Origin of the sequence: Amycolatopsis sp. NPDC059021, assembly GCF_042739895.1 — a bacterium.
Taxonomy (GTDB): domain Bacteria; phylum Actinomycetota; class Actinomycetes; order Mycobacteriales; family Pseudonocardiaceae; genus Amycolatopsis.
The window spans coordinates 101,065-113,711 of sequence record NZ_JBHYIQ010000018.1; the positions used below are offsets into that span (position 1 = coordinate 101,065).

Genomic DNA, 12,647 nt, shown 5'->3' on the forward strand with positions numbered 1-12,647 from the left:
CCGCCGGGCTGGTCCCCCCCGGGCGGCCCTTTTCCGCCCCTTCACCCCCCACCCCCCCTGTGCGGGGCCCCACACACGGCACTTTAGTCCACAAAGGACGGCGGGCCCGCCCGGTCGTCCGGACGGGCCCGATCTCTGGTGGTACGGAAGGGAAGTCGCCTAGCTCTCCGGGGACGGGGACGGCGAGGCGACTTCCAGGACGCGGGCGGGGCGCCAGCGGCGTTTGCGGCCGGAGCGGTACACCCGGGTCAGCAGCAACAACGTCAGCACGAGGCACAGCGCGCCGAACACCCCCGCCACGGCCAGGACCGGGCCGAGTTCGTCGTGCGGGACGACGCCGACGCCTCGGGCGCCCGGCGGGACGACGGCGGTGATCCCGGCGGCGCCTTCCTCGGGGAGCACGGCGGTCACCGCCGCCATCGGGTTCACCGTTCCCCAGCCCAGCGCGGGATCCGGCAGCTTCGCGGCCGGATGGGTCGCGGTGGCCAGCAGCCGGCGCTTGACCTGGGCGGCGTTCAGCGTGGGGCGGTAGGCGCGCACGAGCGCGGCGGTCCCGGCGACGAACGGGGCGGAGTAGCTCGTCCCGTTGCCCTGCCAGTGTCCTGGCCCGCCGGGGCCGAGACCGAGCACGTTCACCCCGGGCGCCACCAGCGACAGGAACGGTCCGGTCTGGGAGAAATCGGCGTGCTGGCCCGCTTCGTCCACCGCGCCGACCGCGATCACCGACGGGTAGGACGCCGGATAGGTCACCGGATCGCCCTGTTTCGCGGTATTGGCGGCGGAGGCGACGAGCACGACGTCGTGGCTCGCGGCGTACTCGACCGCGGCGGCGAGTTGCGGGTTCTCCTCGGTCGTACTGGCCGAAACGTTGATCACCCGCGCACCGCCGTCGACCGCGGCCCTGATCCCGAGCGCCATCCCCTCCGGCGTCAGCGCGCCGTCCTTCTTCGGGTCGTCCGTGTTCGCACACCGGATCGGCAGGATCTGCACCCCGGGCGCCACCCCGGCGTATCCCGTGCCGCTCGCCGGGGACGCGGCGATGATGCCCGCCACGAAGGTGCCGTGCCCGTAGCAGTCGCTGTCGGCCGGTCCCCTGCCCGGCTTGGTCGTGTCGACGCCCTTCAGCACGGTCCCGCCCCGCAATTGCGGTACCGACGCGTCGACACCGGTGTCGACGATGCCCACCGTGACGCCCGCGCCGTTGGTCAGCGGCCACACCCGTTCCGGCGAGAGCTGCTTTTGCGCCCATGGCACGGACGGATCGACGGTCCGCGGCGGCGGCAGGCACTGCACCTGCTTGTCCTGCTTCCCCGAAGGAGGCGCCGAAGACGAAGCGGGCGGCAACGACGAGGACGGCGGGGGCGACGGGGGTGGCGACGGTGCCGCGTGCGCGGGAACACCCGTCGCGAGCAAGCCGACGGCAAGCACCACGCCGGACTTCACGGTGTTCTTCACGAGGCCACCGCGACCGGCTTGCCTTCGCCCGCCGCCTCGTCCCGCCAGAGCACCATCGACGTGGTGAGCCGGGCGATCGTGTCCGGATCCTCGACGAGCCGCAGCGCGGCGCTGCGACGTCCCGCCAGCACGCTGTCGAGTTTCGCCAGCGCCGCGCGATCCCGGTCGTCGAGGTCGGCCGACTCCAGCGTCTCCCCCGGTGCCAGCTCGCGGAACAGGACCGCGACCTTCGGCGCGCTCAGTGCGTCGGGATCGTCCTCGGGTTCCTCCTGCTCCTCATCCGACACGGAGCGGACAGCCAGCGTCTTGAACCGGGCCCCCGCGGTGAACACCGCCTCGCCGACCGGGCGGCTCAGCATCAGCTCCGACGTCCGGCGCGCGGACGCGGGCCAGATCAGCACATCGAGGTCGGCACCGGGGACGGTGACGTCGAGATCCATGCTGGCGGCGAGAAAACCCGGTTCGGTGAGCACCGTGCCGGGATCGCCGCGATGTTCGAGCGACTCGGACACCTTGCCCTGCCGCAGCACCGCCCGCCGATGCGTGGGCAACCGCCGCAGGCCCGACATCAGGCACGGGATCTGGCCGTCCAGCACCGCGCCCTCGCCGGTCCGCAGCGCGCCGTTGACCAGGTTCGCGGCACCCTCGCCCCGGCTGAGGTAAAGGCAGACCGCGACGTAGTCCGCCTTGCCCGCGGGCGATTCGTCCACCCGCATCGACGGCCAGGTGGCCAGCGCCGCGTTCACCGTCGCGAGCGCGATGCCGAAGTCCTCGCCCGCCGCCGTGACGAACCGGTTCTGTTCGGCGGTGGTGCTGGCCCGTACCGGCACCGCGACCGGCTGGAGCGCCGGGGACGCCGGAGCGCCGGGTTCCCGATCGACCGGTGGCGCGGGCAGCGGCACGTCCGGTTCCTCGGGAGATGGCGGCAGTGGTGACGGCGCGACGGGCGGCGCCGTCTCGGCCTCCGGTTCCGCATCGGGCTCGACCGTTTCCATGCGCACCGTCTCGGCGGCCGGTTCCTCGCTCGGTGGCGAGCTTTTCGGCGAACCGACCACAGTGGACGATGCCATTCCACTGGACACAGTGGACACCGGGGCACCCGACGACGTCATGATCGACGGCGGCGCGGCCGCGGCGGGGGGCACCACCGGCGGCACGACGGGCGGCACCGGCTGAGCACCACCCGGCGCTCGCCCCGCGGCAGGGCGAGCAGGCGCGGAGTCCGGCAGCTCGACGGTGCGGACAGCACGCCGAGACGCCACATCATCCAGATCGAAGGGGGCGGCCCGCGGCGCGGGACCGGGGCGCGGCCCCACGGGACCAACCGGACCAGCAGGCGGCACCGGCCGAGCACCACCCGGCGCCCACCCCGCAGCAGGCACGGAACCCGGCAGCTCGGTCCGGAGAGCCCGCCGCGGCGCCACCCTGTCCGATGTGGACGGTCCGGGGACGGGACGGCTCGGATTGAGCGGCCGGGACGGCGGAGGCCCCGAAGGCGGCGCCGGTTTCCGGTTCGCCGCACGATGGTCGAGCGCGTGCGCGGCCTCGCGATCGGGGACACCCGCGATCCGCACCCGGACCGCCGCGCGTTCCCTGTCCGGGAGAGCTGCGAGCAGCCGCTCCGCCGCGGCCAGCACCGGCAGGCCGACCGGCCGCCCCGCCGCCCCCACCGTCAGCGTCCAGCGCGCGGGATCGAAGGGCGCGGCGGCAGCGTCCGGATCGGCGTCCCCCTCCGCCGCGCGGAGCACCAGCCCGGACGGCACGACGTCGGCGAGCACCGGATCGCCGCCACCCTCGGCCAGCCGGTAGGACCGCGTTCCCTCCCGTTCCCAGCCGGGCGGGGGCGGCGCGACGGCGAGCACCTGTTGATCCCCGCCATCGGCGGCCTGCCGCAACACGATCGGAAAGGGCCGGAACGCACCGCCCGGCACGACGGTCGTCCCGTCGAGTTGCGGTCCGGCGCTGAACACGACGTCCCGGGAAAGCCGCAGGGCCAGTTCGGTCTGCCAGGTGTGCGCCGCGGCCTCCGGCGTCGCGGGGACGACCATGACCGGGTTCGGCGGGAATCCTTCGAGCAGCGCGCCGACTCCGGCCACGGACGGCGTCATGACGACGATCTTCGGGAACCGCTGGTTGACCGCGATGTCGAAGGCGGTGCCGGCAGCGGTGGCCCCCTCGGCGGAGGCGGCGCGGACCAGCAGGCCGCACGGTACCGGCATGGCCACGACGTCGCCAAGGGAAACCGGCCCGGCCGGAAGCCAGGATTCCCACTCCGGCAACGGAAACCGGGCCCCGTGGAAGCTCACCAGCTGATCGGGACGGAACCGGTGCCAGCCGGTACCGCCCGCGCCGTGCCCCGCGTACAGCGCCGCGCCGGGCATCGCCACGAGCCCGCCGTCGGGCGCGGCGATCTCGATGCCGAGTTCCTCGGCGAGGCGCTGGGCCGCCTCGGTGTCGGCCGCGAGACCGCCGACACCGAGCCAGAGCAGCTCGATGCCGGTGAGGTGCTCGCGCAACAACCCGGGCAGGGCGGACGCCAGCGACGGCACCTGAAGCGCACCGGGGGTCGCCAGGACGAGCAGCTCACCGTCGGACAGCGGTACCGCACCGATGCGCAGCCGATCCAGGCCCGCCTCGTCACGACGCCGGACGAGCACGTGGCGCCGGTGCGCCTCGTGCTCTTCGACGACCAAGAGGCCGGGGTGTTGCTGATGCATCGTCTCTCCTCTCGGCACGGCTCACCTCATCGACAGCAGGTCGTCCTCGGTCAGCAGGGTGAGGTCCGCGGCGTCGGCGTTCGTCGTCGCCAGGCGGGAGGCCTGCCGGTCGGTCATCCGCTCGAACACCCGCCGTGCGGTACGCCCATTGCCGAACGTGCCGTCCTTCGGAATCTCGTCGAAGTACTTCAGCAGCGCCGCGCTCGCCCCCTCGGTGAGCCGGTAGTCGTGCTTGCCGCACTGCGCGCGCACGATCGTCACCAGTTCCTCCGGGGTGTAGTTGGCGAACTCGATGGTGCGGCTGAACCGCGACTCCATCCCGGGGTTGGCGGAGAGGAACTCGGTCATTTCCTTGGAATAGCCCGCCGCGATCACGACGACGTCGTCGCGGTGGTCCTCCATCAGCTTCACGAGCGTGTCGATCGCCTCGCGGCCGAAGTCGGGGCCGGTGCCGCCGCCACCGGAGCTGAGCGCGTACGCCTCGTCGATGAAGAACACGCCACCGAGGGCGGTGTTGAACGCCTCGGTGGTCTTGATCGCGGTGCCGCCGATGATCTGGGCTACCAGGTCGGCCCGCGCCACCTCCACGAGATGCCCCACGCGCAGCACACCGAGCTGGGCGAGGATCTGGCCGTACAGCCGGGCGATGGTGGTCTTGCCGGTACCGGGTGCCCCGGCGAACACGAGGTGCCGCGCCATCGGCGGGGCGGACAGCCCGGCGTCCATCCGCCGTTTCGCCATCTTGTTCAGGTTGACCAGCGACGTCACTTCGCTCTTCACCCCGGCGAGCCCGACCAGGCTTTGAAGTTCTTCCAGGGGATCGGATCCGAGTGCCGGCCGCTTTTGCGTGTCCTCGGCGGGGACGGCCCGCGGCGTGGCACCGACGGAGGCGGCTGTGCCGTAAGCGTCGTTGGCGAGGTTGCCGCCGCTGATCAGATCCAGCACCTCGATCGCCTTGCTCGGCCGGAGCTGCCGGATACCGCTGCCGTGGTTGTCCCGGACCGTGCAGCCCTTCACCGTGACGGCTTCCCCGGTCTCCAGCAGGATCCCGTCGGCGGAGCCGCCGGAGAACTCGGAGTCCAGGACGCTGCCGGACGCGCCTTCGGCGAACGTGCAGCCCGCCCCTTTGCTTTCCTGGACACGGCAGCGCGTCATCGACAGGTCCGCGCCCGAGCCCGCGTGCACCCCCTCCGCACCCGAGCGGAAGAGCTGACTGTCCGAAAGCGACAGTGCCGCGTCCGCCACCCGGACAGCGGCGCCCGCGACGTCACGCGTGTTCAGCCCGCTGACCGAAGGTCGCGCCGCACCCGACACGGACAGTCCCGCTCCGCCGCCTTCGACCTCGATGTTCTCCAGCCTGCCGCGGGCACCGCCGTCCACCTCGACGGCCGCGCCGTCGCAGCCCCGCACCTGCAGCCTGCGGAAGAACGGATCGGAGCCGTCGTCGATCCGGACACCGGACGCGGTACACCCGGCCACGGAGACCTGCGAGAACTCGGGCAGGCTCCGTTCCGTCACCCCGATCCCGATACCGTCCACTTCGGACACTTCGCAGCCGGTGACGGAACCGGACGCCCGTCCCATGAAGTGCAGCCCGCGTCCCCGGGTCCCCCGCACCCGGCAGCCGCGCAGGGCCGGGGCGCAGCCTTCGGCGACGAAGATCCCTTCGGCACCCGCGCCCTCGACCGCGCAGTCCTCGAGCACCACCTGCTCCGACGTCGCGAGGTAGAAGCCGATCGCGGTGGTGTCGCGCACGGCGAGCCTGGTCGCGGTGAGCGCGGCCTGCTGCTCCACCGCGATCGCGGGCTTGCCCGCGCCCGACACCGTGGTGTCCTCCACGGTGAGCCTGCCCTGGCCGTTGAGGCAGATCCCGTTGGCCGCCGCCGGTCCCACCACGCAGGACCGGACGAGCAGCCCGCCCTGTTCGGCCACCACGACCGCGGAGGTGCCGAGATCGGTCAGCCGGCAGTCGTCGAGCACCCCGCCCCCGGGCGAGGTGACCACGACCCCCGCCCCGGCACCGTTGCGCACCTCGCTGGACCGCATGAGCAGGGTTCCCTGGTCCCGCACGAAAATCGAAGCCCAGCTCGACGCCTCGACCGTGCATTCGGTGACGCTGAGCTGACCGCTCATCACGAGCACCGCCGGGCTGTCCGCGTCCGCGGCGACCACGGTGACCCCCGACAATGCCGCCGAGTCCGCCTGGAGCGACACGGTGACGCCGGTGGCCGCGACGATCCAGACCGTGCCCGGCCCGTTCTCCGCGGTGATGGTGACGGGTTTGGTCAGCACGAGGTTCTCGGCGTAGCGGCCGGGGCCCACCACGATCACCGCGCCGTCGTGCGCGTGGTCGATCGCCTCGGCGATCGTGCGGTGCCCCTGTCCCGGCGCCTGGGTGACCGCGATGACGTTACTGCTCACAACTCCTCCATCGTCCCGAGACTCACGCGCCGAGCGGTTGCGGCCGCCCGCCGAGATCGGACGTGGCCAGCCCGTGCCGCGTCCGGCAACCCGCCTTGGCGAACAGCCTGGTGAGGTGTTTCGCCACGGTCTTCTCACTCATCCGCACCGCGATCGCGATCTGGCGGTTCGTCCGGCCGAGGCGGATCAGCTCGATGATCCGCAGCTCGGTCTCCGACAGGTCCTCGCGGCGGTCCCGCTGTTCGGCCACCACACCCCCGCTGTCCTGGAGCGATCGCTTGACCCGCGCGGTCAGCTTCGTCGCGCCGATCGACTGCGCGATCTCGAACGCTTCGGTCAGCCACGGCGCCGGTTCGGCGGCCGTGCTGCCGGCCAGCTGGCAGGCCAGCGACAGCTCGAACCGGTTGCCGCCGCTGCGCGCGAGGTGCTCGGCCGCCCGCGCCCCGGCACGGTCGCCGTTGACCAGACCCCGCGCATAGGACACGGTTTCCAGCGCCTCGAGGCTGGAGTCGCGCGAGTACGTCCGTTCGATCTCGGCCAGGACCCGGTGGGCCTGCAACGGCTTGTCCGCGTCCATCGCGATCGTCGCCATCCTGCGCAGGAGCCGCGAAGTGCCGGGGCCGCCACGACGGGTCCGCAAACCCTCGCGCAGTGCCCCCGCGCTGTCGCCCGCGTTGTGCCGGGTTCCGGCGGCCACCCAGGAGCGCAGCACCGGGAAAGCGCACTCCCCGGCGGGAACGGACTCCAGCCAGGCCGCCGCGCGCTGGTCCTCGCCACGCCACGAGCACATCTCCGCGGCGTGCAGACGGGCACTCTGCCGGGCGAGCGCGTCGGCACGCGGATCGAGTTCCAGTTCCCGCGCCGCGCTGAGCGCCGCCGTCCAGTCGCCGTCGGCGTACCCGGTGAGCACCCGGTGGTACGCGGCGAGCGGGCCGTCGGCGGGCGTGCCGAAATCCGCGCCGAGCACCGAAGCGAGCACCGGGACCAGGTCGCGCAGGGCGAAGGCGTGCTCGAGGCCGCGGGTCCGGCGTTCGATCGTCGGCAGGGCAGGCGAATGCCGCAGCGGCGCGAAAGCCCGCTCGACATCGCCGATGGTCAACTCCGCCTGCCCGCCCGCGAACCACCGATCGCAGAACGCGATCGCGGCGGGAACCTCCCCGCCTGCGGTCACCGCGGCGCGGACGGAAGCGGGGACCGGGCGTCCCGAGTGGAGCGCGGCCAGCGCGGCCGCCGCGGCGAGATCCGCCGAGTCCAGCTCGCCCGAGGGCACCTGGCCGACGAAGCGCGCCAGCCCCGCGTAGTCCGCCGTGCGGACGAAGTGGCGGACCAGGCCGACCGCCGCGTGAGAGCGGTCTTCGCCGTCCTCGGCGTGCCACCAGGCCGCGTACCGCTGGGCGGTGTCCGGCGTCCCGTCGCGGAGCCGCTCGGCCAGCTCCGGTCGCCGCGGGACCGTCGTGCCCGCGGCCGCGAGATGCCGGGCGAGGACAAGCGGGCGCTCGCCGTCCGCGTCGAGCAGATGGCCGACGATCGCCCGGTGCAGTGCTTCGCTCGCCGGGCCCGGCACGGCCGCGCGCAGCGCCGGGCAGCGGACGCTCAGCAGCCCGTCGGCGTCGGCGCCGAGCACCCCGGCGCCGACCAGCCGGTCGGCCGCACGCCCGTACCCGAGTGTCGAACGTCCCGTCGCCGCGGCCAGCAACGGGATCTCGTCCACGCCGAAGGCGGCGTCCCCGGCGAGCCGCACCAGGTCGTGGCCGAGCGGTCCGCAGGCGTCCAGCTCGGCGAGCAGCCGGTGGCCAGGGGGCAGCGCGACGGGTTCCTCCGGATCGCGCAGGCACACGTGACCGTGCACCGCGACCAGCCGTTCGCGCCGCCGCAGGTCGGCCACTGTGGACACCAGGGTGCCGGGATTGCCATACAGCGCACCGAGACCGTTGCGCACGGCTCGCCGGAGGGTGTCGTCGACCGGCATCCCGGCGGCCTGCCGGAGCACGGCGTCGGAGTCCTCTTCGGACAGTTCGCCGAGTTCGATCGCCAGATCGGCCGCCTCGCCGAGTTCGGTGTCGTCGGCACACGCGGCGATCACCAGGCACCCCGCGTGGCGCGCCGTGGCAGGCGCGATGGCGGGCTGGGCGAGACGATCCGCGTCGTCGACGACCACCGCGATCGGCCCCAGCCTGCGGAACACCGTGCCGAGCGTGGTGGCCAGCCGCGACCGTTCCCAGGCGGACTCGTAGGCCTGTTCGGTGCACAGGCGGCTCAGCACGTCGATCGCGTCGGCGAGCCGCGAACGACCGCCGAGGTCCTCGAAGCGCTCGCGAATGGCGTCGAGGACGACGCGGACGCCGTACCGGTCCCAGGCCGGATGTGGCGCCGCGCCGGACAGTTCGAGGACGAAGATCCCCCGGTCGATCAGCTCGCCGGCCGCCTGTGCCAGCACGGCACTCCGTCCGCTGCCCGGCTCACCGCGCAGCACGACCAGCGCCCGGCCGTCTCCCGCCGACCGGAGCGCGGCCAGTTCGGCCCGCCTGCCCACGAGTCCCGTGCGCTGCCGTCCCATCCCGATGTTCCTCCCCGGTACCCCAAGGCCACTGGTTCCGCACCGGCGCGGACCGGCCGGTGTCGGAACCGAGCATCCCGATACTCACTTCAAGACTTCTCTATCCGGTCTCTATCCGGCGCCGCCTCTCACGGACAGCGGGGATCCGCCGTCGCGCATCGCCGCCGACAACTCGATCCGGGACCGGTACCCGGTTCGCGCGAACAAGCGGCTGAGCCGGTTCTCCACGCTCTTCTCACTGACGCGCAGCGCCAGCGAAAGTTGCTTGTTCGTCAATCCGTCGGCGACGAGGACGGCCAGCAGGTGCTCGCTCTCGGCCGCCGTGCGCGTGCGCCCCGGCACGACGATCCCGTGCTCCCGCATGAGGTTGCGCGACCACGAGCGGTGCAGCAGTGCGCCGAACCCGCCGAAGATCTCGTAGGCCGAGCTCAGCAGGGCCGGATCACCGGCACCGTGCCGGACCAGTTTTTCGTACACCGTGGCCGTTTCCAGCGGCTGCCCACGGCGGCGCACCATGGCGAGACATTCTTCCGCACTCGCACGGTCACCGTCCACAAGGGAGCGTACGAGCGCGGCGTGCGTCAGCACGCGGGACGTCGGCATGGTCCCGGCGAGTTCTTCGATCGCGCCGAGGCACCGCTTGGCCTCGTCCGGATCCCCCGTCTGGAGCGCGAGGTCGGCCAGTTCGGCCCAGCAGAGATCGAGGCCGACAGCAAGGCCGCGCTCGGCGGCGGCCTGCTCGCACGCCAGGAGCTTCGCCTTGGCGCCTTCGCTCTCGCCGAGCGCCCACTGGATCCGCGCCTCGGCGATGTCGAGCAGATGGCCCAGCCGGGGGCCCGGCTCCCGCGCGGCCGTCAGCATTTCCCGCGCCGCGGTCAGCTTTCCCTGCGCCACCAGCACGGTGATGATCGTCAGCTGCGTCGCGGAGTACCCGATGTGATAGCCGCGGCCGGCACTGCGCGTCCGATCCCGACGGGCCAGGTCGACGGCCTGCTCGACCTCGCCCCGCATCGCGGCGAGCGCGGCGCGATCGCCCAGCGGCAGGCTTTCGGGGTCCGCACCGGCCAGCAGTTCCCCGGCGCGGGCGGAGTCACCGATGACCAGCAGTGCCGACGCCTGTGCCGTCACCCGCTCGGTCCGGTGGCTGCGCGCGGCCCGTGCCGCCGCACCTTCGGGCGCGGGGAGGTCACGTTCGGACAGGTGCTCGAACAGTCCACTGTGGCCGGTCCACAACGCCGCGAACGCTTCGAGCAGCGACCCGTGGAGCACGGTCGTGGCGCTTCCGGCGCGCCAGCGTTCCCCGGTGTCCGCGAGCACGTCGCGTACTTCGCCCCACCGGTCCAGCATGGCCAGCGCCAGCGCCCTGGTCACCGGGCGCTGGGAGGGATCGTCCTGCCAGCCGCGCCAGGACTCGGCGATCTTGCCCAGCGTTTCGTCGTCCCCGACGCTCTTCAGCGCGCGCACCGCCATCACCTGGACCGACTGTGCCACGTCCGGTGCGAGCTGATCGGCGAAGCTGGTCAGCAGGAGCTGAGCGCCGCGGAGGCTGCGTTCGTGCTGGCCGCGGGCATGGCAGAGTTCGGTGTGCGCGAGCAGGGCCGTCACCCGTTGTGCCGGGTTCTCCGCGAGCTCGATCGCCGCGCCGAGCCAGCGCGACGCCCGCAACGGCAGGCGATCGCCGGCCTCGGCCGACCGCTCCAGCAGCGAGTCGAAGGCGAGGCCGGGGTCGATCAGCCGCCCGGCGTCGGCGACCAGATCGGCGAGGTAGTCCGGATCCTCGCACTCCGCCGCCCCTGTCCACACCGCGGTGACGGCCTTGGCCGCGAGCCGGCGACGTTCGAAGGGCCCCATGGCGGCGCTGAGCGCGGTGGCGAGGAACGGCACGGGAATCCGCCACGAACGTCCCTTCCGGCCTCGGTGCAGGACGCCCTCTCGCCGCAGGTCGTCCAGCAGCGCGACGACCTCGGTCTCGCCCGTCTCGAGCACCTCGGCGACCAGCCGCGGGACGGCCTCGCCGAGCGGAGCGAGCACGGAGACCGCGGTCGCCGCGGCCACGGCCTTCGGGTGCAGGCCGCGCAGCAGCCGGAGAAACTCGTTGTCCGGTGGGGTTTCCACCGGCCGGGACATCGGCGCGAGATAGGCGGTGCCGCCGATCAGGCGCACGGCCCCGCCGCGCCGCAGCATCCCGATCGCGTCGCGGACCGCCGCCGGGATCCCCCGGGAAAGCTCACCGACCCTGCCGACCAGGTCGCTGTCCGGCTTCGCCCGGGTTGCCACCGCGAGCTTCCTGGCGATTTCCTCCGTCGTCATGGGCCGGAGCCGGACCGGGGTCGCGAGCGCGTCACCGCGCAGCTCCCGCAGCCAGTCCCGCTGCTCGTCCGGCATCGGCGTGCGGATCGCGCATACGCAGGTCACCGCGGTCCCGGCCAGCCGTCGCACCAGCGCGCCGAGTACGGCGCGGGAATCCCGGTCGATCCACTGCGCGTCGTCGATCAGCAACGCGGCCTCACCGCCACCGCGTACCAGCACGGTGGCGGCCGCGGCAGCGGCCCGCCGCGCGATCTCCGAGGAGCGGTGCGCACCCGCGACCGGCCCGAGCGGCATGAAGCCCACCTCGGAGCCGGGCAGGTGTACCGGCACCGCGTCGCCGTCGCGGGTGAAGCGGATCGCCGACACCCGCGCCCCTCGCCGGGACAGTTCCTCACCTGCCTCGCCCAGCGCCGTCGTCCGGCCGATGCCGGTCGGCCCGGTGACCGGGACGAACGGCCGGCCCGCGGCGAGAGCGGTGAGTACGGCGTCCACGCCCGTATCATGCGGTGCCCGCGACGACCGGAGTGCTCGCCGACCGGGATCGGGGACTTTCGGAGGGTGAGTGATGCCCAAACGGCTTACCGCTATGATCGCCGCGGCTCCGCGTCTTCGGTGATCTGCGTGGTTCGCCCGAACGTGCCGATCGAGCGAGAGCATCGCTCACGGGAGCTGAGGCAGGTCGAGCACTTCCCCGCCGTCGCGCGGAGCGGGAGCTTAACCGCCGCCGCGCCGGAGGTCCACGTCGTCCAGTCGGCACTGAGTGCGTCGATCCGCAAGCTCGAGGCGGAGCTGGGAAACCCGCTTCGTCCCGCTCTCCTCCCCTGAAGCCGGGACCCATCGACCCCGGCGAGACCTGCCCTCGGATCCAGCGGCCCGCCACAGCCAGGGACGCCCCCTCCGTCGCGAATACTCCATTAGAGACAGCGATCGCCCCAACGGAGCATTCGCGACGTACCAATAACCACCCATAGCAAACCCGCCACCGAGAAACCGCATTCTGAACGCGGAACAAACCACCGATGAATTGCTCGATCGGACGCACCATCGACGTCACGAGCCGATCACACGCCCAGCAGGGAAACGGTGCTCGGCCTCATCTCGATCCGGCGCAATTCCCGCGCATCCTGTCCGCGGGTCGCGCACCCTAGCAGAAACAGGGGCGACCCCGCCAGAGGTTTCAGTCCACT

At 72.8% G+C, this 12,647-nt stretch carries 6 protein-coding genes; 1 reads left to right on the forward strand and 5 read right to left on the reverse strand.

Going from position 1 to position 12,647, the window contains the following annotated elements:
• Window positions 1-159: 159 nt before the first annotated feature.
• The 5 genes from mycP to ACFWX1_RS13685 form a co-directional block, all read right to left on the reverse strand.
• A complete protein-coding gene (gene mycP, locus ACFWX1_RS13665; RefSeq protein ID WP_378387045.1) occupies window positions 160-1,455 on the reverse strand; it encodes a type VII secretion-associated serine protease mycosin in 1,296 nt (431 codons plus the stop codon).
• Window positions 1,452-4,172: a hypothetical protein gene (locus ACFWX1_RS13670; RefSeq protein ID WP_378387047.1), complete on the reverse strand. Its 2,721-nt coding sequence runs from the start codon at window positions 4,170-4,172 to the stop codon at window positions 1,452-1,454. The genes mycP and ACFWX1_RS13670 overlap by 4 nt, the downstream gene beginning before the upstream one ends.
• A 21-nt stretch (window positions 4,173-4,193) precedes the next feature.
• Entirely contained in the window at window positions 4,194-6,593 is a 2,400-nt protein-coding gene (locus ACFWX1_RS13675) for a right-handed parallel beta-helix repeat-containing protein (RefSeq protein ID WP_378387049.1), read from the reverse strand.
• A gap of 22 nt (window positions 6,594-6,615) precedes the next feature.
• Window positions 6,616-9,150, reverse strand: coding sequence for an AAA family ATPase (locus ACFWX1_RS13680; RefSeq protein WP_378387050.1), 2,535 nt, complete (start codon window positions 9,148-9,150; stop codon window positions 6,616-6,618).
• A gap of 111 nt (window positions 9,151-9,261) precedes the next feature.
• Window positions 9,262-11,952, reverse strand: a complete 2,691-nt coding sequence (locus tag ACFWX1_RS13685) for an AAA family ATPase (protein WP_378387052.1) — start codon at window positions 11,950-11,952, stop codon at window positions 9,262-9,264.
• A gap of 9 nt (window positions 11,953-11,961) precedes the next feature.
• On the opposite strand from ACFWX1_RS13685, the gene ACFWX1_RS13690 reads away from it, so the two are divergent.
• On the forward strand, window positions 11,962-12,285 hold the full coding sequence (locus ACFWX1_RS13690; protein ID WP_378387054.1) for a LysR family transcriptional regulator: 324 nt from the start codon (window positions 11,962-11,964) through the stop codon (window positions 12,283-12,285).
• Window positions 12,286-12,647: the final 362 nt, after the last annotated feature.

What these genes read in the sequence shown, in the direction of transcription:
- ACFWX1_RS13680 (WP_378387050.1), bottom strand. Translation starts at nt 9,150, where the DNA reads ATGGGACGGCAGCGCACGGGACTCGTGGGCAGGCGGGCCGAACTGGCC.
- ACFWX1_RS13690 (WP_378387054.1), top strand. Translation starts at nt 11,962, where the DNA reads ATGCGGTGCCCGCGACGACCGGAGTGCTCGCCGACCGGGATCGGGGAC.
- ACFWX1_RS13670 (WP_378387047.1), bottom strand. Translation starts at nt 4,172, where the DNA reads ATGCATCAGCAACACCCCGGCCTCTTGGTCGTCGAAGAGCACGAGGCG.